The 20,958-nt window shown below is 70.5% G+C and carries 25 protein-coding genes; 9 read left to right on the top strand and 16 right to left on the bottom strand.

Going from position 1 to position 20,958, the window contains the following annotated elements; genetic code table 11:
* Genes AB0I28_RS07210 through AB0I28_RS07180 form a run of 7 tightly spaced genes read right to left on the bottom strand, consistent with a single transcriptional unit; the run spans position 1 to position 6,235 of the window.
* On the bottom strand, positions 1-1,485 hold the full coding sequence (locus tag AB0I28_RS07210; RefSeq protein WP_357490480.1) for an NADH-quinone oxidoreductase subunit M: 1,485 nt from the start codon (positions 1,483-1,485) through the stop codon (positions 1-3).
* A complete protein-coding gene (locus tag AB0I28_RS07205; RefSeq protein WP_357490478.1) occupies positions 1,482-3,314 on the bottom strand; it encodes an NADH-quinone oxidoreductase subunit L in 1,833 nt (610 codons plus the stop codon). Before AB0I28_RS07205 ends, AB0I28_RS07210 begins: the two co-directional genes overlap by 4 nt.
* Positions 3,311-3,652: an NADH-quinone oxidoreductase subunit NuoK gene (gene nuoK / locus AB0I28_RS07200; protein WP_357490475.1), complete on the bottom strand. Its 342-nt coding sequence runs from the start codon at positions 3,650-3,652 to the stop codon at positions 3,311-3,313. The genes AB0I28_RS07205 and nuoK overlap by 4 nt, the downstream gene beginning before the upstream one ends.
* Complete coding sequence (locus AB0I28_RS07195; protein WP_357490473.1) at positions 3,653-4,177, bottom strand: NADH-quinone oxidoreductase subunit J; 525 nt, start codon at positions 4,175-4,177, stop codon at positions 3,653-3,655.
* Entirely contained in the window at positions 4,174-4,719 is a 546-nt protein-coding gene (locus tag AB0I28_RS07190; protein ID WP_357490470.1) for an NADH-quinone oxidoreductase subunit I, read from the bottom strand. The genes AB0I28_RS07195 and AB0I28_RS07190 overlap by 4 nt, the downstream gene beginning before the upstream one ends.
* Positions 4,716-5,678 (bottom strand): complex I subunit 1 family protein, encoded by a 963-nt coding sequence (locus AB0I28_RS07185; protein ID WP_357490467.1) that lies wholly within the window; start codon positions 5,676-5,678, stop codon positions 4,716-4,718. The genes AB0I28_RS07190 and AB0I28_RS07185 overlap by 4 nt, the downstream gene beginning before the upstream one ends.
* A gap of 2 nt (positions 5,679-5,680) precedes the next feature.
* A complete protein-coding gene (locus AB0I28_RS07180) occupies positions 5,681-6,235 on the bottom strand; it encodes an NADH-quinone oxidoreductase subunit C (RefSeq protein ID WP_357490464.1) in 555 nt (184 codons plus the stop codon).
* A gap of 211 nt (positions 6,236-6,446) precedes the next feature.
* Here AB0I28_RS07180 and AB0I28_RS07175 point away from each other — a divergent pair, with 211 nt between their 5' ends.
* Positions 6,447-6,629 (top strand): hypothetical protein, encoded by a 183-nt coding sequence (locus AB0I28_RS07175; RefSeq protein ID WP_357490460.1) that lies wholly within the window; start codon positions 6,447-6,449, stop codon positions 6,627-6,629.
* A 57-nt stretch (positions 6,630-6,686) separates the two neighbouring features.
* Here the strand turns inward: AB0I28_RS07175 and AB0I28_RS07170 are convergent, their stop codons facing one another.
* The 3 genes from AB0I28_RS07170 to ndhC all read right to left on the bottom strand — a co-directional run bounded on the left by AB0I28_RS07170 (position 6,687) and on the right by ndhC (position 8,924).
* Entirely contained in the window at positions 6,687-7,928 is a 1,242-nt protein-coding gene (locus AB0I28_RS07170; RefSeq protein ID WP_357490864.1) for a DUF2252 domain-containing protein, read from the bottom strand.
* 69 nt (positions 7,929-7,997) lie between these two features.
* The gene (locus AB0I28_RS07165) at positions 7,998-8,519 is read right to left on the bottom strand and encodes an NADH-quinone oxidoreductase subunit B family protein (protein WP_357490458.1); all 522 of its coding nucleotides are present in this window, start codon (positions 8,517-8,519) and stop codon (positions 7,998-8,000) included.
* A 36-nt stretch (positions 8,520-8,555) separates the two neighbouring features.
* The gene (ndhC, locus tag AB0I28_RS07160; protein WP_357490455.1) at positions 8,556-8,924 is read right to left on the bottom strand and encodes an NADH-quinone oxidoreductase subunit A; all 369 of its coding nucleotides are present in this window, start codon (positions 8,922-8,924) and stop codon (positions 8,556-8,558) included.
* Positions 8,925-9,016: 92 nt separating this feature from the next.
* Between ndhC and AB0I28_RS07155 the strand changes: the two genes are divergently transcribed.
* A complete protein-coding gene (locus AB0I28_RS07155; RefSeq protein ID WP_357490452.1) occupies positions 9,017-9,526 on the top strand; it encodes a SigE family RNA polymerase sigma factor in 510 nt (169 codons plus the stop codon).
* Complete coding sequence (locus AB0I28_RS07150; RefSeq protein WP_357490450.1) at positions 9,523-10,839, top strand: hypothetical protein; 1,317 nt, start codon at positions 9,523-9,525, stop codon at positions 10,837-10,839. Before AB0I28_RS07155 ends, AB0I28_RS07150 begins: the two co-directional genes overlap by 4 nt.
* A 58-nt stretch (positions 10,840-10,897) precedes the next feature.
* On the opposite strand, the gene AB0I28_RS07145 is transcribed toward AB0I28_RS07150, so the two are convergent.
* The gene (locus tag AB0I28_RS07145) at positions 10,898-11,479 is read right to left on the bottom strand and encodes a hypothetical protein (protein ID WP_357490448.1); all 582 of its coding nucleotides are present in this window, start codon (positions 11,477-11,479) and stop codon (positions 10,898-10,900) included.
* A 162-nt stretch (positions 11,480-11,641) separates the two neighbouring features.
* Here AB0I28_RS07145 and AB0I28_RS07140 point away from each other — a divergent pair, with 162 nt between their 5' ends.
* From AB0I28_RS07140 to AB0I28_RS07125, 4 genes are all read left to right on the top strand, one after another.
* The gene (locus AB0I28_RS07140) at positions 11,642-12,370 is read left to right on the top strand and encodes a SigE family RNA polymerase sigma factor (protein WP_357490446.1); all 729 of its coding nucleotides are present in this window, start codon (positions 11,642-11,644) and stop codon (positions 12,368-12,370) included.
* Positions 12,363-13,403 carry a hypothetical protein gene (locus AB0I28_RS07135; protein ID WP_357490444.1) on the top strand — a complete coding sequence of 347 codons (1,041 nt, stop codon included), beginning with the start codon at positions 12,363-12,365 and terminating at the stop codon, positions 13,401-13,403. The genes AB0I28_RS07140 and AB0I28_RS07135 overlap by 8 nt, the downstream gene beginning before the upstream one ends.
* Before the next feature lie 214 nt (positions 13,404-13,617).
* Complete coding sequence (locus tag AB0I28_RS07130) at positions 13,618-15,510, top strand: 2-oxoacid:acceptor oxidoreductase subunit alpha (RefSeq protein WP_357490442.1); 1,893 nt, start codon at positions 13,618-13,620, stop codon at positions 15,508-15,510.
* Positions 15,503-16,576, top strand: a complete 1,074-nt coding sequence (locus AB0I28_RS07125; protein ID WP_357490440.1) for a 2-oxoacid:ferredoxin oxidoreductase subunit beta — start codon at positions 15,503-15,505, stop codon at positions 16,574-16,576. The genes AB0I28_RS07130 and AB0I28_RS07125 overlap by 8 nt, the downstream gene beginning before the upstream one ends.
* Before the next feature lie 56 nt (positions 16,577-16,632).
* Here AB0I28_RS07125 and AB0I28_RS07120 read toward each other — a convergent pair whose 3' ends face one another.
* The 4 genes from AB0I28_RS07120 to AB0I28_RS07105 are packed head-to-tail and all read right to left on the bottom strand — an operon-like array spanning position 16,633 to position 18,280.
* Positions 16,633-17,043 carry a VOC family protein gene (locus AB0I28_RS07120; protein WP_357490438.1) on the bottom strand — a complete coding sequence of 137 codons (411 nt, stop codon included), beginning with the start codon at positions 17,041-17,043 and terminating at the stop codon, positions 16,633-16,635.
* A gap of 2 nt (positions 17,044-17,045) precedes the next feature.
* A complete protein-coding gene (locus AB0I28_RS07115) occupies positions 17,046-17,429 on the bottom strand; it encodes a DUF1304 domain-containing protein (RefSeq protein WP_357490436.1) in 384 nt (127 codons plus the stop codon).
* Between the two features lie 20 nt (positions 17,430-17,449).
* Positions 17,450-17,752 carry a hypothetical protein gene (locus AB0I28_RS07110; protein WP_357490434.1) on the bottom strand — a complete coding sequence of 101 codons (303 nt, stop codon included), beginning with the start codon at positions 17,750-17,752 and terminating at the stop codon, positions 17,450-17,452.
* Positions 17,753-17,782: 30 nt separating this feature from the next.
* Positions 17,783-18,280 (bottom strand): hypothetical protein, encoded by a 498-nt coding sequence (locus tag AB0I28_RS07105; protein WP_357490432.1) that lies wholly within the window; start codon positions 18,278-18,280, stop codon positions 17,783-17,785.
* Positions 18,281-18,463: 183 nt separating this feature from the next.
* Here AB0I28_RS07105 and AB0I28_RS07100 point away from each other — a divergent pair, with 183 nt between their 5' ends.
* Positions 18,464-18,880, top strand: coding sequence for a phage holin family protein (locus tag AB0I28_RS07100; protein WP_357490430.1), 417 nt, complete (start codon positions 18,464-18,466; stop codon positions 18,878-18,880).
* 47 nt (positions 18,881-18,927) lie between these two features.
* On the opposite strand, the gene AB0I28_RS07095 is transcribed toward AB0I28_RS07100, so the two are convergent.
* Positions 18,928-19,857: a zinc-binding dehydrogenase gene (locus tag AB0I28_RS07095; protein ID WP_357490427.1), complete on the bottom strand. Its 930-nt coding sequence runs from the start codon at positions 19,855-19,857 to the stop codon at positions 18,928-18,930.
* Positions 19,858-20,166: 309 nt separating this feature from the next.
* On the opposite strand from AB0I28_RS07095, the gene AB0I28_RS07090 reads away from it, so the two are divergent.
* Positions 20,167-20,784, top strand: coding sequence for a TetR family transcriptional regulator (locus AB0I28_RS07090; protein WP_357490425.1), 618 nt, complete (start codon positions 20,167-20,169; stop codon positions 20,782-20,784).
* Positions 20,785-20,958 lie beyond the last annotated feature (174 nt).

Raw genomic sequence — 20,958 nt, 5'->3', positions numbered from 1 at the left:
TTACCTCGAGATCGCCTGGAGAATGCCGGAGACGGCCGCGCCGATGGGTGCCTGCACGATGAACGGCAGCAGGCCGACCGCGAGGACGCCGACGGCGAGGGGCACGAAGGAGGTCACCTCGACCGCGCGCAGGCGGGTGCCGCTCATCGCGGCGACGGCCTCCCCGGGCGGGCCGTGGGTGACCAGGCGGAGCATGCGCAGCAGGTACGCGGCGGCCAGGGCGGCGCCGATCGCGGCGACCACGGCCAGCACCGTCCACAGTGTCTGGTCGCGCTGGACGGCGGCGTAGACGGCGAAGGCCTCGCCCCAGAACCCGGCGAGGCCCGGCAGTCCGAGGGAGGCGATGGCGGCGAAGCCGAGAAGTCCCGACAGGCCGGGCGCGACCTCGCGCAGTCCGCCCAGCCGGGCCAGTTCGCCGGTGTGGGCGCGGTCCTTGACCGAGCCGGCGAGGAAGAACAGCAGGCCGGTGATGAGGCCGTGGGCGACGTTGCCGATCAGCGCGGCGGTCAGTCCCGCCTCGGTGAGGGTGGCGATGCCCAGCAGGACGAAGCCCATGTGCCCGACCGAGGAGTAGGCGATGAGCCGTTTGAGCTCGGTCTGGGCGAGGCAGATCAGTCCGGCGGCGATGATCGCGACGACGGCGAGGACCGCCAGGGTCGGCGCGGCCTGTTCGGCGCCCTCGGGCGCGACGCCGACCGCGACGCGGATGAGGCCGTAGGTGCCCAGTTTCAGCAGGACACCGGCGAGGATGACCGAACCGACGGTGGGCGCTTCGGTGTGGGCGTCGGGGAGCCAGGAGTGCAGCGGCCACAGTGGAGCCTTGATGGCCAGTCCGACGGCGAGGAGCGTGAAGGCCAGCAGCTGCGTGCCGCGCGACAGCCCGCCGCCGCCGCTCGCGGTCAGTTCGATGATGTCGCCGGTGCCGGCCTGCGTGACGATAACGAAGATGCCGACCAGCAGCAGCAGCGAGCCCATCAGCGTGTACAGCGCGAACTTCACCGAGGCGTGCCGTCGCGCCGGTCCGCCCCAGCCGGCGATGATCGCGAACATCGGCAGCAGCACGATCTCGAAGAACACGAAGAACAGCACGAGGTTGAACGACAAGAACACCCCGAGCATGCCGAGGTTGGTGGCCAGCAGAAGCGCGATGAGCTGGTCCTCGCGGCCGCCGGGCGCGCCCTTCCAGACGGTGTACAGGCAGCACAGGAAGGTCAGGAAGGCACTGAGCAGGACCAGCGGGTAGGAGACGCCGTCGACGCCGATGTCGAAGTCGAGGCCGAGCTGCGGAACCCACTCCCAGGTGAGCCGGGACCACGGCGCTCCACTGTGGTCGGCGGCCAGCGCGATCGCGGCGAACAGGCCGACTCCGGCGAAGACCGTGCCGAGGACGGCACCGAGCCGGCGGTTGCCGGTCCACGCGCCCGCGCCGACGGCGAGGATGCCGAGGGCCGGGACGACCAGCACCGAGAGCAGAACCGCGTTCATCCCCACACTCCCATGACGACGGCGGCGGCGGCGATGACCAGGGCACCGGCGAGCACCGAGACGACCTGCCGGGGCATCCCGGCGCGGTGGCCCAGGGCGACGAGTCTGCCGATCCCGCCGACACCGCGGCCGGTTCCCTCGGCGGCGCCGTCGACGACGGAGAGGTCCACGCGGCGCGCGACGCGGGCCAGGACCAGCACCGGCCGCACGACGAGGGTGTTCTGCACCGCGTCGAGGTGGAAGCCGGAGGCGAAGACCGTCCGCAGTGGACCGAGCGTGCGCGCCGGGTCGGCTGCCTTGTCGCCGCGCCAGATCCCGAAGGACAGGCCGATCCCGACGGCGACGGCAGTCATCGTCAGACCCATCGCGGTCGGGTGCGTGTCGCCGTGGAGCAGCGGGGTCAGCCCGGCGAACAGGCCGAAGAGGACGGTCGGAAGCGCCAGGACCACCAGCGGCCAGAGCATCCACGGGTTCGGGTCGTGGGCGCGCAGGCCCTCGGTGCGGGTCTTGCCGAAGAAGGTCCGCAGCCACGCGCGGGTGGCGTAGGCGGCGGTGAGCAGGGCGGTGACGAGGCCGACGACGAAGAGGGCCGCGCCGTCGGGGCTGTCGTAGACCGCCGAGAGGACGTGCTCCTTGGAGAAGAAGCCCGCCAGCGGCGGCAGCCCGATCAGGGCGGCGAAGCCGATCGTCATCGTCCAGAAGGTGACCGGGGCGCCCTTGCGCAGCCCGCCCATCGCCGACATCGAGTTCGTGCCGGCCATGTGGATGACCGCGCCCGCGCCGAGGAACAGCAGCGCCTTGAACAGGCCGTGGCAGACCAGGTGGAAGATCGCCGTCGCGGTGGCGCCGACGGAGACGGCGGCCATCATGTAGGCGACCTGGCTGACCGTCGACCAGGCGAGCACGCGTTTGATGTCGTCGCTGGCGAGGGCCGCCAGGGCCGACAGCACCATGCTGATCATCGCCACGACGGCCAGGACGATCCGCACGTCGCCCTTGACGAGCAGGTCCGACAGGCGCACCAGGACGTAGGCGCCGGCGGCGACCATGGTCGCGGCGTGGATGAGCGCCGAGATGGGCGTGGGGCCGGCCATCGCGTCGGGAAGCCAGGTGTGCAGCGGGAACTGGGCGCTCTTGCCGATCGCGCCGAGCATGATGAGCAGCGCGGTGACGGTGAAGACCGTCGTGGCGGTGCTCTCGGTCATGAAGGCGGCGATGTCGCCGTAGCGGAAACCGCCGGCGTTGAAGCCCAGGACGAGGATGCCGAGCAGGAAGCCGACGTCGCCCACGCGGGTGACGAGGAAGGCCTTGACGGCCGCGCCGGGCGCCTCGGGGAGCCTGCGGTCGTGCCCGATGAGCAGGTACGAGCAGGCGCCCATGACCTCCCAGCCGATGAGCAGGAGGATCAGGTCGTCGGAGACGACCACGAGCAGCATCGCGGCGGTGAACAGCGAGATCTGGGCGGCGTAGGGGGCGTAGCGCTCATCGTCCTTCAAGAGGTAGCCGACGCTGAACACCTGCACCAGCAAGGCGACCAGCACGACGATCGCCGCGACCCACCAGGTCAGCTGGCTCAGCCCCGCGCTCAAGGTCACGGCGACGTCGCCGAAGCGCACCAGCACCGGACCGTCCAAAGAGGACGCCTCGATCTCCGGCAGTTCGGGCAGGCCGAGCCGGAGGTTGGCGAACAGCACGACCGCGGCGCCGGCGGAACCGGCTGTCCCGACGGCCGCGGCGGCCTTGCGGGCCTTGAGCGGCACGAGAAACCCGGCGAGTGCGGCCACCGCCGGGATGATGGGAAGGGCCAGCGCCCACGCGACGCGGCTCACGCGACCACCTTCTCGGGCTCGGCGTCGCCGCCTTCGGCGGAGGCCGGCTCGGCGCCGACGTCATCGGTGACGATCGAGCGGCGCAGCCGGTAGAGCTGGAGCACGATCGCCAGGCCGAGGCCGACCTCGGCGGCGGCGATGACGATCACGAAGAGCGCGAGGGTCTGGCCGGTGTGCAGGCGCAGGGTCGCGTCGGCGGTGACCAGGACGAGGTTCACGGCGCCGAGCATCAGCTCGACGGCCATCAAGACCAGCACGGCGTTGCGGCGGACCACGACGCCGTAGACGCCGGCGCCGAACAGCATCGCGGCGAGGACGTAGGGGATCACCGGGTGCACTCAGGACACCTCCTCGGGGGCCTTCGCCCCGACGTCGGGCCGCGAGACCACGATCGCGCCGATCAGCGCGGCCAGCAGCAGCACCGAGAGCAGCTCGAAGGGCAGCACCCAGCCGGTGAACACCTGGTTCCCCATCGCGACGGCGTCGCCGGACTCCACATCGGACAGTGCGACCTCGCGCCAGCGGTAGGCGTCGACCAGCACGGCCGCCAGGCCGAGGCCCGCGCCGCCGCCGATCAGGATCCCGGGGATCCGCGCCCGGTCGAGGTCGTCGCTCGGCCCGATCGGCGCCCGCGTCAGCATCACCGCGAACAGCATCAGGACCACCACGGCGCCGACGTAGATGAGCACCTGCACCCAGGCCAGCAGCTCGGCCGTCAAGACCAGGTAGACGCCCGCCAGCGATCCCAGCGCCACGACCAGCCACAGACCGGCCCGCACCAGGTGCTTGCTGGTGACCACCCGCAGCGCGGCCCCGAAACTGACCGCGCCGAGCGCGCAGACCAGGACGTCGGTGACCGTCACCGGGCACCGCCCTTCTTGGCGGCCGTCGACTCCTCTTTGGACGGTTCCCCGTTCGGGTCGTGCGGCGGTGGCGCCGGAACACCGGCCATGTGCTCGCCGAGGCGGTCGCGGTCGTGCAGCAGGTTGCGGATGTCGCCTTCGGCGTAGGCGAAGTCGGGCGCCCAGAACAGCGCGTCGAAGGGGCACACCTCGATGCAGATGCCGCAGTACATGCACAGCGAGAAGTCGATGTCGAAGCGGTCGAGGACGTTGCGCTGCCGGGCGCGGGCGGCGCCGGGGACCTCGACGGTCTCCTTGTGGGAGTCGATGTAGATGCACCAGTCGGGGCACTCGCGGGCGCAGAGCATGCAGACCGTGCAGTTCGACTCCATCAGGCCGATCACCCCGCGCGAGCGCGCGGGCAGTTCGGGCTGCACGTCGGGGTACTGCTGCGTGCCGGCCTTGCGGGTCATCGTCTTGAGCGTGACCCCGAGGCCCTTGATCAGGCCCTTGCCGGGGAAGCCGGACTTCTCGGCGGGTGCGCTGGTCGGTTCGTCTGTCATGTCGCCACCTTCACGGCCGCGGTGAGGATCAGCTGGGCGAGCGCGACCGGCACCAGCCCCAGCCAGCAGAAGCGCTGGAGCTGGTCGACGCGCAGGCGCGGGAAGGTCACCCGGACCCAGATGACCACGAAGGAGACCGCGCCGACCTTCAGCAGCGTCCAGAGCCACCCGAGGTCGGCGTCGGCGAAGGGGCCTTTCCAACCGCCGAGGAACAGCACGGTCGTCAGGGCCGCGATGACCACGATCCCGACGTACTCGGCGAGCAGGAACAGCGCGAAGCGCAGGCCGGTGTACTCGGTGAGGTAGCCGAAGACCAGTTCGGAGTCGGCGATCGGCGCGTCGAAGGGAGGCCGGCGGATCTCGGCGAGGCCGGCGAGGAAGAACACGCCCATCGCGGGCAGCTGCCACAGCAGCCACCAGGGCCGCCACGCCTCGACGATCCCCGACAGCGAGAGGGTTCCGGCGGCCATCGCCACCGAGGCCGCCGCCAGGACGAGGGGCAGTTCGTAGGCGAGCAGCTGCGCGGCGGCGCGCAGGGCGCCCAGCAGCGTGTACTTGTTCGCCGATGCCCAGCCGGCCATGAGGACCGCGACGATGCCGACGCCGACGACGGCCAGGACGAGGAAGAGTCCCATGTCGAGCGGCTGGCCGACGAGGTCGTTCGGGCCGAGCGGGATGACCAGGATCGCGACCAGGTAAGGGATCAGCGCCACGGCCGGCGCGAGGCGGAAGACGGAGCGGTCGGCCGAGGCGGGGGCGACGTCCTCCTTCTGCACGAACTTCACGCCGTCGGCGATCAACTGCGCCCAGCCGTGGAAGCGCCCGGCGTACATGGGACCGAGCCGGCCCTGCATGTGCGCCATGACCTTGTGCTCGGTCTGGCCGACGACCAGGGGCAGGACCAGGAAGGCGGCGAAGACCCCGGCGACGCGGATCGCGATCTCTAGCCAGACCGGCATGGTCAACGGCCTTCCTCTTCGGCCGCGGGTCCCCAGGTGCCCGGTTCGGGCACCCCGGGTGGGCGCATGGGCTGACGTTTGCGGGCGCCGGGCGCGCCGTGGCCCTCGCCGGGCTCCTTCGCGCCGGGCCAGGGTTTGGCGACGCGGGAGGCGAGGATGAAGTCCTTGCGCAGCGGGTGGCCCTCGAACTCCGGCGGGAGGAGGAGCGGCGCGAGGTAGGGGTGGCCGGCGAAGTCGACGCCGAACATCTCGTGCGTCTCGCGCTCGTGCCAGTCGGCGCCGGGGTAGACGTCGGCGACGGAGTCGGCGACCAGGGCGTCGAGGGGCAGGAGCGTGCGGATCAGCACGCCCTTCTTCTCGCGGATCGACCAGACGTGCGCGACCAGGCGCATGCCCTCGTCGCCTTCGTCCACAGCGGACAGCCAGTCGAAGAAGTCGCAGCCGAGGCGGTCGCGGGCTTTGAGGAGTGTCGCGTGCCAGGCCGTGGCGGCTACGTCGACGACCGGCCGGGACCCGTCCCCGGCGTCGGCCTCACCTTCGAGTTCCGCGACGTCCATGCGAGCCATCCTAGGGGTCGGCGGGACTGGAACGTACCCCCTGTGCCGGGAGCTTCGCCGCGTTTCATCACCGGTACCGCCGCCTCGGCCGATCACCCGAGCCGCGCACGGCCGAACGCCCGGGCCTCGGGCGCGGCGGCAACCGCGCGGCGGGCGGGTGCGTTCACTTAATGCAGGCAAGCGTTTCTCGAAGACACGGGGAGGAAACACCATGCCGCAGCGCATCATCCCGACGACCGCCGCCACCGCCGTTCTCGCCGCTCTCGCACTCGTTCTGATCGCCGGATCCGGGCCCGGCGAGACGGTCACCTCGACCGAGTTGTGCGACACGGCCCACCACCCGGGCGCCTCCGACAGCTGCGAGGAGTGGCCGGGGAATCCCGACCTGTTCTGAGGCTTGAAGGCGAGCGGCCGCGTCCCCTCGGGAACGCGGCCGCGACGTTCACGGGGCTTATCCGCCCAGCGGGATCTCGTCGTTGCGGAACAGGTCGACGAACAGCTGGTGGTCGGTGCGGGCCTGCGCGCCGTAGGAGTGCGCGAACTCGACGAGCATGTCGGCGAAGCCCTCGTCGTCGTCGCCGATCGCCGCGGTGATCGCCTCCTCGGTGGAGTAGTCGACCAGCGTGTGCTGCGACTCGTCGTCGGCCACGGCGTGCATGCGCGCCACCGCGCAGCCCAGGTACCCCACGATCAGGCCGATCTCGCCGAGTTCGTCCACATCGGACCAGTCCAGGTCCTCGGCGTAGGGCGAGACCTCGGCGACGACCTGCCCGACCCCGTCGAGCGTCGCGTACCCCAGCCACGGGTCGGCGTGGGCCTGGAGCGCCCGCTGCGACTCGGCCGTGCGCTGCCCCTGGTGGGTGAAGTAGGAGCGAATGTGCGCGTCGTCGATGACCCGCGAAACCGCCGGCACCTGCCCCTGCTTCATGTACAGCACGACGTCGTTCTCCAGCGCCTGCGTCGCGCCCTCCAGCAGCAGGTTGTACGACGGCAGCCCCGCCGAACCGATCCCGACGCCCTTGCGCAGCACGACGTCCTTGATCTCGATCGACGTCGCCCGCAGCGACTCGAAGGCCGGCATCGTCCCCAGGCACTCGTGGAAGGCCGCGACGACCCGCGCGCGCGTCTCGTCGTCGACCTCGTAGACGCCGTCGGACATGGTGAAGCGGCGGTCGTAGTCGGCGATGTGCGTCTGGCGTTCCAGCATCCCGATGCGCGTGTTGAGCCGCGCCTCCTGGAGCACCGACCGCAGCGCCCCCGTGGTGTTCTCCAGGGTCAGCTCGCCGATCGTGTCGTCGCCCTTCGCCGCGATCGCCCGGATCTCGCCGAGGTAGGCCGCCGCGAAGCGCCGCACCAGCTCGCTGATGTCCTCGTCGGACAGGGCCTTGACGTAGCCGATCAGCGCGACCGAGGCCGCGAAGCGCTTCAGGTCCCAGGTGAAGGGACCGACGTAGGCCTCGTCGAAGTCGTTGACGTTGAACACCAGCCGCCCCGCCGCGTCCATGTACGTGCCGAAGTTCTCGGCGTGCAGGTCCCCGTGGATCCACACCCGCGAGGTCCGCTCGTTCAGGTAGGGGTCGTCGGTGCCGTGCACGTCGGCGTAGAAGAGGCAGGCGCTGCCCCGGTAGAACGCGAAGGCGTTGGCCGCCATCTTGCGGAACTTGCGCTCGAATGCGCCCGGGTCGGCGGCCATCAGCTCGCCGAACTCGGCGGTGAGCACCTCGACGATGTGTTTGGCGCGGGGACTGTTCACTGCTGTTCCTTAGGTGGGAGGTGCGACAAGCGGTGCGTTGAGCTCGGCGGCGCTCTTGCGGCGCACACCGCCGAAACCGGACTGTTCGGCGGCGATCTTCTCCTGGAGTTTGACGATCCCGTGCAACAGCGCCTCCGGGCGCGGCGGGCAGCCGGGCACGTACACGTCGACCGGGATGAGCTGGTCGACGCCCTTGGTCACCGAGTACGAGTCCCAGTAAGGGCCGCCGCAGTTGGAGCAGGCGCCGAAGGAGATGACGTACTTCGGCTCGGGCATCTGGTCGTAGAGGCGCTTGATCGCCGGGGCCATCTTGTCGGTGACCGTGCCTGACACGACCATCAGGTCGGCCTGCCGGGGACCGTGGGCGAAGGGGATCACGCCGAGGCGGATGAAGTCGTGGCGGCCCATCGAGGTCGCGATGAACTCGATGGCGCAGCAGGCGAGGCCGAAGTTGAACACCCACAGGGAGTACTTGCGCCCCCAGTTGAGGATGAATCGGATGGGCTCGCCGAGCACCTGCGGGAGATCCATGTCAGCGGCTCCGGTCTGCGAATGGTCGGTGGGCGGTCAGGTCCACGTGAGGACTCCCTTGCGCCACGCGTAGAGCAGGCCGAGGGCCAGCACCGCCACGAAGACGCCCATCTCGGCGACCGACACCATGCCCAGGCCGTCGAAGACGACCGCCCAGGGGAAGAGGAACACGCTCTCCACCGCGAACAGGGCATAGAGGAACGCGTAGACGTAGTAACGGATCTGGGCCTGCGCCCAGTCGGAGCCCTCGGCGGGGTCGAGACCGCACTCATAGCTTGTCGACTTCGCCGCCGAAGGGGCGTTGGTCCTCAGCAGTCTGTTGGCCGTGTAGGCGACCACGAAGAAGGCCCCCGCGACGACGAGCAGGACCCCGAGGGTCGCGTACGAGCCCAGGTATCCGTCCACAGCGAGTAAGCCTAGTGCTTCACCATGGGCCCGATGCAACCGTCGGCCGCCCGTCCCTCGTAGAGAGGTCGAAGGAACGAGGAGAACGACATATGAGACCTGCCCAGGAAGCGGAATTCCGCGAGTTCGTCGCCGCCCGGCGCGAAGCCCTGCTGCGCACCGCTTATCTCGTGTGCGGCGACTGGCACCGCGCCGAGGACGCCGTACAGACCTCGCTGGTCAAGCTGTACGGGGCGTGGAACCGCGCCCGCAGCCCCACGATCGAGGCCTACGCCCGCAAGATCGTCGTGCGGACCCTGATCGACGAGGGCCGCAAGGGGTGGTTCCGCCGGGAACGGTCCTTCGCGGCGCCGCCGAGGGAACCGCACGCGAATCCGGGCAACGAGGACCGCCTCGTAGCGCTCGCCGCGCTCGCCGCACTGCCCACCAGACAGCGCGCCGCACTCGTCCTCCGCTTCTGGGAGGACCTCTCCGTCGAGGAGACCGCGCGGGCGCTGCGCTGCTCGACGGGCACCGTCAAGAGCCAGACCGCACGGGGGCTTGCGACGTTGCGCCAACAGTTCCAGTCAACGCGGGCCGGCGTTCAAGGAGTGAGGACATGAGAGAAGAAGAAGTCCGGGGGCTGTTCGCCCGGACGCTGGAGACGCCACCGGTCCCGCAGCGCGGTACCGACCAGATCATCATGGCCGGCCGCGGGGTCGTGCGGCGAAGGAGGACCTTCACCGTCGGCGGTTCGGTGCTCGCGGCGGTGGTCGCCGTCGCCGTGGGGTTCAACGTGCTGCAGTCCGGCGGAGGCGGGGCCGGTCTCGACGGAGCCGGGCCGACGGCCGCCCAATGGGATCCGACCGGGCCGGCCGACCCGCTGGGCGACTACTCCGGAGCGGTCGGGCGAGCGGTGGCCGAGAGCATGCCGCAGGCCGAGCACGACGACTTCGGCGAGCCGCCCTTCGCCTTCGCGTGGAACGAGGACCGGACCGCCATCGTCACCGAGGGCTATCTCAAGATCTCCGGTGGGGACGCGCTGAACCTCGATGTGACGATCCAGGAGCCGCGGCCGGGAGCCGACGTCGATGAGCGAATGGAGGCCCTCGCCGAGTGCGCCGACGACTGCGCGCTCTCCGACCTGGAGGACGGCCGCCGGCTTCTCACCAAGGAGGATCAGGTCACGCCGGACGACTTCGGTCCGCGCACCCGCTACCAGGCGATGATCGCCCGGCCCGACGGGACGGTCGCCACGGCCGCGCTGCGGGTCGACGATAATTCTCCGGGCACGATCGCACTGACCATGGACCAGCTGATCGAGGTCGCCCGGGCACTGCCCGAGACGTCGGACGCCCCGGTCGGGGGGCCCGCCCCCGAAGACACCGGCAGCTCCGAGGCACCGCCCGACGGCCCCGACGGTCCGGCCGACCCCGACGGCGCCCTGCTCGCCGCCGTCGAGAACGCCGTGGCGACGTTCGCCGGCGGTGCCGAACTGAGCAGGGTCCCCTACGAGGGCCTGGAGTACGAGTTCACGTGGGGCTCGACGATCGGCTCCAAGGTCTTCCACGGCCTGCTCACCTTCCCCGACGGCAAGAAGTACCAGCTGACGGTCGAGATCCAGAGCTTCCGGACCAAAATTCCCGCCGACGGCCGCGCCCAGCTGGAGGCGCGCGGCAAGTGCGGCGCGAGTGATGACTGCGACTACTCGACGATGCTGCCCGACCAGACGGTACTGACCAAGGCGACGGCCGCGGAGGACGCGAACGGCCGGCCGGTGACCCTGCACAGGGCCTGGATGACCCGTTCCGACGACTCCTTCGCCGGGATCTTCATCGAGCCCTTCGAGGACGAGGGCTCGGCGGTGCCGCCGGTGTCCCTGGACACCATGGTCGCCATGATCGGCGAGATCCCGCTGACCGCGCTCGGGAGCTAGCGACACGCGAAGAGCCCCGCCGACCACACCCGGTCGGCGGGGCTCTTCGCGTGTCGTCCTAGTAGAGCAGGAACGGCCCGAGGCAGGAGCACAGCAGCAGGACGGCCACGACCGCGTAGATCGCGATCATGATGCCCATGCCGTTGTACGGCTGCGGCGCCGGACCCATGGCGCCGGGGGAGAAGACCCAGATCGGCGCGCGGTACTCCAGCGAGACCTGCTGGCCGGGGCCGATGGGGACCATCGCGTCGGCGGGGCCGATCTTCGACGGCAGGAAGTAAGGCACGTGCACGTGCACGTGGTGCTGTCCGGGAGGCAGCGGGATCTGGTTCTGCTTCCACTGCGCCGGGTACTGCTGTCCGTTGATGAACAGCTTCGGCTTGATGAAGAACAGGATCCACGCCAGCGGCATGAACTTGAGGTCGAGGTTGAGCCAACCCTGCGACCCGCCGCCGCCGCTCTGCGGAGGCTGCCCGTATCCGCCCTGCTGGGAGGTGTACGGGTCGGTGTAGCCCTGCGGAGCCTGCTGACCGTACCCAGGCTGCTGACCGTACCCGGGCTGCTGAGGCTGCTGCTGGTAGGGATCGTGCGACTGCGGGGGCTGCTGCCCGTATCCGGGCTGCTGAGGTGGGTACGTCATCGGCTTTCTTTCTCGTCACGACAGGTGTTGCGCACGATACACGTCCACCGCCGGTCACCACTTCTTCGACGCTGTTCACCGGCCGGGGCGCAACCAATCGGGGGAGGGGGGCGTGTCCCATGCGCATCCCGAAACGTTGAACACCCGAAAAGGAGACTGACGATGACGTTCGCGCACCCTCTGGCGACGCCGTCGTCCGCAATGGTCGCCAAAACGGCCATTTCGTATATTCCGGGCTCAGTACCGCCCCTGGCGAACCGCCCGCGAACGGGGCGGGGCAGGATGGCCACAGCCGGACCAGGTGTCAACAGCGAACACAAGCCGACCGGCGTCTCGGACGTGCACGTCGGTGAAAGGGAACGGATGCGCTCAGAGGCGGAGTTCATCGCGCTCTACGACGCGCGCTTCTCCGACCTGTCCGCCCAGCTCTACGCCTATACGTCCGACTCGACAGAGGCGCAGGATCTGGTCCAGGAGGCCTTCCTGCGCGCGTGGCAGCGCTGGGACAAGATCGGCACCTACGACGACCCGATCGCCTGGGTCCGCCGCGTCGCGTGGAACCTGGCCATGAGCCGCCACCGCCGCCTGGCCGTGGTCCGCCGTTTCCTCGCCAAGAGCGGCCCACCAGAGCCGCACCCCGGCATGTCGCCGGATCATGTGGCCCTCGTCACGGCGCTGCGCAAACTGCCCGACAAACAACGCCGTGCCCTCGTGCTGCACTATCTCGCCGATATGCCCATCGCCGAGATCGCGCGGGAGACGGGTGCCAAGGAGGGCACCGTGAAATCTTGGCTGCACCGGGGCCGCACGGAGATGGCGAAACACCTCACCGAGATCGAGCCCGGCATCGAGGCCGGCCGGGAGAGAAAGGAGACGTCGAGACATGGCTGACCGCCCTGACCTGCGCGTCACCCCGGACTCACCCGACGACAAGGCGGCCGACCAGCTCCTCTCCGCGGCCTTCTCGTCCTACCGGGCCGCCGCCGGGGACCACTTCGCCCGCACCGCCTCACCGAACCTCTTCGGCGAGGCCAAGCGCTCGCACCGCCGCCGCGTCGCCACGCTCGGCGCGGCCGTCGTGGGGTCGCTGAGCCTGCTCGTCGGAGGCGTGGCGGTGGCCACCACCGTCGCCTACAACCCCGACCCGGACACCAACGCCACCGGCGGGGTCGGCGACGACGGAGGAGACCCGAACAACCCGGCCAACCCCGGCGGGCTGAGCGTCAGCGCCTCCCCCAACCCCGACGGCACCACCTCGACGGTGGATCCGACGAACCTGCGAAACGCTGAACTGACCCTCCCCGCCTGGCCCGGCGGACTGTCCTCGGCCTGTCCTGCCGGGACCTTCCAGTTCAGCGACGGCGTCATCGCGCCCACGATCCTCAACGACCCGGTCGAGCCCCCGGCCGACGCCTCGGCCGACCCCAGCGGCGGCCCGAGCACCGTCCCGCCGCCGCCCGTCCCGGCCTGGCGCGTCCTGCCCGGTTCGGCGCAGGCGCTCTACGCCAACATCGACACCTCCGAGGGCGACGAGCTGCTCGTCCCCGTCGGCTGCGGCGACGAGCCGGTCCACGGCCTCGTCGCGCTGGCGGCCGGCGCGCCGATGGGCTTCGTCCACGCCGGCGTGGACGCCTTCGACCAGATCACCGGCATCGACGTGACCGCCGGTGTGATCGGAGTCTCCATCGCCGACGACGGGGTCTCGTCCATCCGCCATTACGGCTGGGACGGCGGCTCCTTCGTCGAGGTCCCGGCTGTCGAGCCGACGCCTCCACCGAACACCCCGTCGGGGACGCCGTCGGGGTCACCGGGCACGACCGATCCGACAAATCCAGGTGAGGCGACCACCACTCCCCCGCCGGCGGACCCCGAGGGCGACGGCGCGCAGAAACCCGACAGCGGCGAGCAGACGAACCCGAACTGAAGCCTTTGCACCGGACTCAGCCCCGCGGCCGCTCACGAGCGGCCATGGGGCTTTCACACGCGTGTCGCAGATTACGCCTCGACCACCGGGTGCGACGTAGCATCGCGGGTGTAGGACAGTGTTGCGTGGAGTGCCGCAACGGGGCGGCGCGCTGCGCGGTACCCAGGTTCTTCCGTCACCGGAAAAATACAGGCGCCAGCCCACAGGAGGGCCAGTGAACGAGTCTGCGGGCTCAGTAGCAGAACAGCCCGGCACCAAGCAGATCCGGCAGCTCGATCACGTGGTCATCCGCTTCGCGGGCGACTCCGGCGACGGTATGCAGCTCACCGGTGACCGGTTCACCTCCGAGACCGCACAGCTCGGCAACGACCTGTCGACGCTCCCGAACTTCCCCGCCGAGATCCGCGCGCCCGCCGGAACCCTCCCGGGTGTGTCGAGCTTCCAGCTCCACTTCGCCGACCACGACATCCTGACCCCCGGCGACGAGCCCGACGTCCTGGTCGCGATGAACCCCGCGGCGCTGAAGGCCAACGTCGGCGACCTCCCCGCCGGTGCGACGATCATCGTCAACATCGACGAGTTCGGCAAGCGCCCGATGGCCAAGGTCGGCTACACCGCCAGCCCCTTCGAGGACGGCTCGCTGGCCGACTTCACCGTTCACGAGGTCCCGCTGACCTCCATGACGGTCGGCGCCCTCGAAGAGCTCGACGTCGCCAAGCGCGACGCCGTGCGCGCCAAGAACATGTTCGCCCTCGGCCTGATCAGCTGGCTGTACAGCCGCCCGGTGGAGTCGACGATCGCGTTCATCGAACGCAAGTTCGCCGCCCGCCCGGAGATCGCCCGCGCGAACGTCGCGGCCATCAAGGCCGGCTGGGCCTACGGCGAGACCACCGAGGGCTTCGCGGTCCGCTACGAGGTCAAGCCCGCCAAGCTCGCCGCCGGCAACTACCGCAACATCACCGGCAACACCGCCCTGGCCTACGGCCTCGTCGCGGCCGGTGTGCAGTCGAAACTGCCGGTCTTCCTCGGCGCCTACCCGATCACGCCGGCCTCGGACATCCTCCACGAGCTGAGCAAGCACAAGCGCTTCGGCGTGACGACCTTCCAGGCCGAGGACGAGATCGCCGCCGTCGGCGCGGCCGTCGGCGCCTCCTACGGCGGGGCGCTGGGCATCACCTCGACCTCCGGGCCGGGCGTGGCACTGAAGTCGGAGACGATCAGCCTCGCGGTGGCGCTCGAACTGCCGCTGGTCATCGTCGACGTGCAGCGCGCGGGCCCCTCCACGGGCCTGCCGACCAAGACCGAGCAGGCCGACCTGAACATCGCCCTGTACGGCCGCCACGGCGAGGCCCCGGTCGCCGTCGTCGCGGCCAGCTCGCCGTCGGACTGCTTCCACGCGGCCATCGAGGCCTCGCGGATCGCGCTGAAGTACCGCACGCCGGTGATCCTGCTCTCCGACGGCTACCTCGCCAACGGCTCCGAGCCGTGGCGGCTGCCGGAGATCTCCGAGCTGCCGAACCTCGAAGTCGCCTACGCCGACGGCCCCAACCACACCCTCCCCGACGGCGAGGAGGTGTTCTGGCCGTACAAGCGCGACCCGGAGACCCTCGCCCGCCCGTGGGCGATCCCCGGCACACCCGGCCTCGAACACCGCATCGGCGGTCTCGAGAAGAAGGACGGGACCGGCGACATCTCCTACGACCCGGCCAACCACGACCTGATGGTCCGCACCCGCGCCGCCCGCATCGAGGCGATCGAGGTCCCCGACCTCGACGTCGAGGACCCCGACGGCGACGCCCGCGTCCTCGCGCTGGGCTGGGGCTCGACCTACGGCCCGATCGGCGCGGCCTGCCGCAAGCTGCGCGCCAACGGCCACTCCATCGCCCAGGCGCACCTGCGCCACCTCGCGCCGATGCCGGCCAACCTCGGCAAGGTCCTGGCCGCCTACGACAAAGTCATCATCCCCGAGATGAACCTCGGGCAACTGTCCACGGTGCTGCGCGCCCGCTTCCTGGTCGACACGGTCGGATACCAGCAGGTGCGCGGACTGCCGTTCACGTCGACCGAGCTCGAATCGGTCTTCGAGGAGGTCGTCAAGAATGTCTGAGGCCATCACCGAGACCGGCCCCCGGCCGAAGACCTCGTTCGACCTGGTGCCCAAGGCCACCGGCCCGCAGACCGCCAAGGAGTTCAAGAGCGACCAGGAGGTGCGCTGGTGCCCCGGCTGCGGGGACTACGCGATCCTGGCCGCGATGCAGGGCTTCCTGCCCGAACTGGGCCTGCGCCGCGAGAACATCTGCTTCGTGTCGGGGATCGGCTGCTCCTCGCGGTTCCCGTACTACCTCGACACCTACGGAATGCACTCGATCCACGGCCGCGCCCCGGCGATCGCGACCGGCCTGGCCGTGTCGCGCCCCGACCTGTCGGTGTGGGTCGTCACCGGTGACGGCGACGCGCTGTCGATCGGCGGCAACCACCTGATCCACGCGCTGCGCCGCAACGTCAACCTCAAGATCCTGCTGTTCAACAACCGGATCTACGGCCTGACCAAGGGGCAGTACTCGCCGACCTCCGAGGTCGGGAAGCTGACCAAGTCGACGCCGATGGGTTCGGTGGACTGGCCGTTCAACCCGCTGTCGCTGGCGCTGGGCGCCGAGGCGTCCTTCGTCGCGCGCACCATCGACTCCGACCGCAAGCACCTCACCTCGGTGCTGCGCGCGGCGGCCGAGCACGAGGGCAGCGCCTTCGTCGAGATCTACCAGAACTGCAACATCTTCAACGACGGCGCCTTCGAGGTCCTGAAGGATCCCGAGTCGCGCGACGAGGCCCTGATCCGCCTGGTCCACGGTGAGCCGATCACCATGGGCAAGGAGGCCGAGTACTCGGTCGTGCGGACCGGCTGGGGCCTCGGTGTCGTGGAATCGTCCAGTGTGGACCCGGCCGACGTGGTCGTGCACGACGAGACCGTCGCCGACCCGTCCTACGCGTTCTCGCTGTCCCGCCTTCCGGGCGAGGACCTGCGGCACACGCCGATCGGCGTCCTGCGGTCGGTGAAGCGGCCGACCTACGACTCGATCGTGCGCGACCAGCTGGAGACCGCCTCGACCGGTGAACCGGCCGGCGCACAGCTGGAGAAGCTGCTGAACTCCGGCGACACCTGGACGATCCTCTAGGCGAGGACGACCAAGACCCCCGGCCGCTGGGCCGGGGGTCTTTTCGTTGCGGGGCCTCAGATGTAGAGGCAGAACGGGTGGCCGGCCGGGTCGAGGAGGACGCGCACGTCCACCTGCGGCTGGTGCTCGGGCAGCTCCGCGCCCAGCGCGACCGCCCGCGCGGTCTCGGCGGCCAGGTCGGTGACCTGGAAGTCGAGGTGCAGCATCATCTGCTGGGCGCCCTCCTTCGCCGGCCAGACCGGGCGCACGTAGTCGGGGTTGCGCTGCACGCTGAGGTAGGCGACGCCCTCGCCGAGGTCGAGCGCGGCGTCCTCGGCGTCCATCTTCCAGATCGGCCAGCCGCGCAGCTCGGAGTAGAAGCGGGCGAGCTTCTCGACGTCGTCGGTGTCGAGGACGACGCCCCACCAGTCCTTGCGGTTCCAGCGTTGCGCCGAAACGCTTCCGCGCGCCTTCGCGTCGTCGGTCATCGTCAGCTCCCGAATCCGAGGGCGATCAGGGCCAGCGCGGGCGCGACGCCCTGCAGAAGCGCTCCGCGCAGCATGCGCCGGTCGGTGGCGATGAGCACCACGGCGGCGCCGAGCATGCAGGCGCAGGAGAAGGCGAGGAGGGTGCGTCCGGCGACGTGGTGCCCGGTCCAGAACTGGGCGAGCCCGAGAACGATCCCGATGGCCAGGAAGAGGTTGTAGAAGCCCTGGTTGAAGGCCCAGGGGCGGACGGCGTTGACGTCCTCGGGCGCGACCCGGAATCCGGCCTGCACCTTGACATCGCGGGGAAAGCGCACGCTCTCCATCACGAAGATCAGGACGTGGATCAGCCCGGCTGCACCGGCGAGGACTTGCGCGAGCACGTTCATGTGTCCATGGTGGACCAAATTCACCGGCGCCAGGCCTGATACACCGGAACCGCGAGCAGGACGGCGAGCACGCCGGTGGTGATCGCGGCGGTGATCATGACGGTCCGCAGGCCGCCGAGTTTGGCGACGAGGGCGATCAGGGCGGGTCCGGTGACGGTGACGGCGGCCAGCCACAGGGTGTCGGCGGCGTTCTGCCGCGCCTCATCGGGGTGGGGTGTGGTGAACAGGACGGCGGAGTCGAGCCAGCGCGAGGCGAGCGCGCACTCGGCCACCAGCCAGGCGAGGCCGAGCGCGGTCACGGCGATGACGTATCCCTTGCGCATGGGCAGGGGGATACCCGTAGACGGGGTCGGTTACTCCCCGAGGTAGATCGAGGTGGGTTCGGGCTTCTCGGGGGTGAGTTCGTCGACGTGGCCGGCGAGGGCGTGCACGAGCAGCGCGCACAGGAGGGCGGCGGCGGCGTAGGGCACGGCGATCCAGGGAAGGCGTCCGATGGCGGCGACCAGGGCGATGAGGAGCGGTCCGGCGATGGCGACGACGCCGAACCAGAGTGGGAGCGCGTCGAAGGCCCGTTCGCGGGCGGGGTCGCGATTGGCGTAGGGGTAAAGGAAGTAGTTGCCGGCGAAGCCCGCGCCGAAGGCGCACATCGCGGTGCACCATCCGGCGGTGAGCAGGACTGTCGCGGCGACGAAGCGTCCGCGTAACTTGCGGGCGCAGTCGGCGGGCGTCCCGGCGGGCGCTCCGGCCGGTTGCGGGCGGGCGCCGCGGCGGTTGCCCCGCCGTTCCCCGCCGAGCAGTTCGGCGATCGTGTGGTCGCGAGATAACGGGTTGGCTCGGTGCTGCTCGTCCATGTCGACCCCCTCCGCATTGGACCATAGCCGCAACGCGGCTGCCGGAGGGTCACGCCGAAGTCACGGATCAGGACTGGAGGTAGATGCCGATGCCGAGGGACATCGCGAGGTCGGGCCCCGCGGGTGCCGCCGTCGAGAATGGTCACGAATCGGGGATCACCGTGTGGGCGCCCACCTGGCACCATGGGCCGCGTGCTGAAGAAACTCCTCATCCTGCTGCTGAAGATCGCCGCGACCGCGGTGTCCATCTGGATCGCCACCCTCCTCATCGACGAGATCACCTTCGGTGACGGTCCCGTGATCGAGCAGATCGGGACGCTGCTGGCCGTCGCGATCATCTTCGGGCTCGTCAACGCCATCATCAAGCCGATCGTGAAGACGGTCGGCTGCGCCTTCTACGTGCTGACGCTGGGGCTGCTCGCCCTGGTGGTCAACGCTTTGCTGTTCCTGCTGACCAGTCTGATCGCCGAATGGCTCGACATCCCGTTCAAGGTGGAGGGCTTTTGGGCGGCGCTGCTCGGCGCGCTCATCGTCGGTCTCGTCAACTGGGGCCTCAACCTGGTCATCCCCGACAAGAAGGCCAAGAAGAAGAAGCGCTGACGCGCTCGCGCGGTGACGGCCCGGCCGCCCCGGCCGGGCCTGTGGCGTCAGGTCACGTCGAGGACGATCTTCCCGAGCCGTTCGCCGCGCGTGTACGCGGAGACGAGTTCCGGGGCGCGCGACCAGTCGCCGCGCCAGTCGACGCCGGGGTCGAGGCGGCCGGCGGCGACCTCGTGCGCGAGCCAGCCGAGGTCGGCCGACAGGTCGCCCTCGCCGGTGATGATGAAGCTGCTGATCTGCCGGTCGTGCGTGGCGGCCTCGGCGAACAGCGCGCCGACGTCGAAGCTCTCGCCGACGCCGGCGGTGTTGCCGATCGTGACGAGCAGCCCGCCGCCGGCGAGCCGGGCGAAGGACTCGACCAGGACCGGTCCCCCGACGTGGTCGAGGACGGCGTCGACCGGCGCGGTGAGTTCGGCGGGGTGGGCGAGGACCTCGTCGGCGCCGAGCGCCTTCAGGGTGTCGGCGTTTGCGGCGACGTCGCGGGTCACGGCGATGACGTGGGCGCCGCCCCGGCGCGCGAGCTGCACGGCGTAGCGGCCGACGGCGCCGGTCGCGCCGGTGACGAGCACCCGGCGGCCGAGGATCGAGCCCATCCGCCGCAGCACCCGCAGGGCCGTGCCCGCCGCGACCGGGACGGTCGCCAGCGCGCCGAAGTCGGCGCCCTCGGGCGCGCCGCCCAGCCAGGCGGTGTCGACCGCGCGCAGCTTCGCCCAGGCACCGGTCCACTTCAGCGAGACGACGGGCGTGCCGGCCGGCGGGCCGCTGCCGTCGGCGGCGGCCTGTACGACGACACCGGCGGCGTCCCAGCCGTAGACCTCGCCGTCGGCTCCCTCGGGGACGAGATGGAGGAGCTCGCCCGGGTTGAGGGAGACCGCGCGGACCTCGATCAGGGCTTGGCCGTGCGTGGGGACGGGGTCGGGGACCTCGGCGAAGGCGAGGCCGCCGGGGACGGAGTGGTCGACGACGAGGGCGCGCATAAGAGAACTCCTAGGAGTGAGGCCTCAATGGCAGTCACTGCCATATGGCAGTGATAGGCAAAGGCTTGTCATAGGCTAACGCCTGCCGCTGCCATGTGTGCGTGAGGGGCGAACGCTGGTCGCTCGCGAGTGGCGGGGGCCGACAAATGCCGCCGGCCCGCGAACGCCGGGGACCCGCAAAAGCCCGTGAAGCGCGAACGCCCGGGACCGGCCAACGCCGGTGAACCGCGCACGCCGGTCGATGGCGACTGCCGGTGGCCGCCGAACGCCGCCGACCGGCGCATGCCGTCGGCTGGCTAGACTTCGCCGGTGACCCGCACTGACCTGCCGCTTCGTGAACGCAAGAAGCTGCGCAACCGCCGCCTGCTCGTCGACACCGCCATCGAGCTCTTCGGCGAGCACGGTTTCGACGAGGTCACCGTCGAGGATCTCGTCGGCCGCGTCGAGCTGTCACCGCGCACGTTCTTTCGGCTCTTCGACTCCAAGGAGGACGTCGTCCTGGAGCCGGTGCAGCGCCTGTGGGGCACGTTCACCGCGACGATCGGCTCCTGCGAGCTGCGCGGGCCGCTGGTCGCGACGTTGGAGCGCGTGCTCGTCGGCGCGATCGAGAGCATGGACGACGACTGGGCCGGGCAGTTCCTCGCCGGCCGCCGCATCGCCGAGCGCACGCCCGCCCTGGCCGCGCGCGAGCTGCGCTTCTGCGCCGACACGACCGTCGCGATCGGTGCGCTGCTGGCCGGACGCACCGGCCTCGACGCCACCGACCTGCGCCTGCGGCTGGCCCTTGAGGTCATGCTCGCCGTCTGGCACACCGCCAACCAGGACTGGGCGGTCGCGGCCGGGCCCGCCGACCCCGAGTGGCTGGTGGGCCTGGTCCGCGACGGTTTCGCGGCCCTGCCGGAAGCCCTCGGGCTGACGGTCGGCTGAACCCGGCTCAGCGGGCCTGGGTCTCCCGGAGATCCACCGGAAACATCCGGCCGGCAGCGGGTCGCACCGTGCGGCCGAGCCGATCGTGGCGCGGGGCAGGCGTGTGCGGCCGGCCTTCGCGCTGAGGTGGCCGAAGTCCGCCACCTCGGCCTCCCGGCGGCCGAAGCCGCCGGG

It is taken from the genome of Phytomonospora sp. NPDC050363, assembly GCF_040655735.1.
Lineage (GTDB): Bacteria > Actinomycetota > Actinomycetes > Mycobacteriales > Micromonosporaceae > Phytomonospora.
The sequence above is the reverse complement of the archived record's forward strand: the minus strand, read 5'-3'. Positions and strand labels throughout refer to the sequence as shown.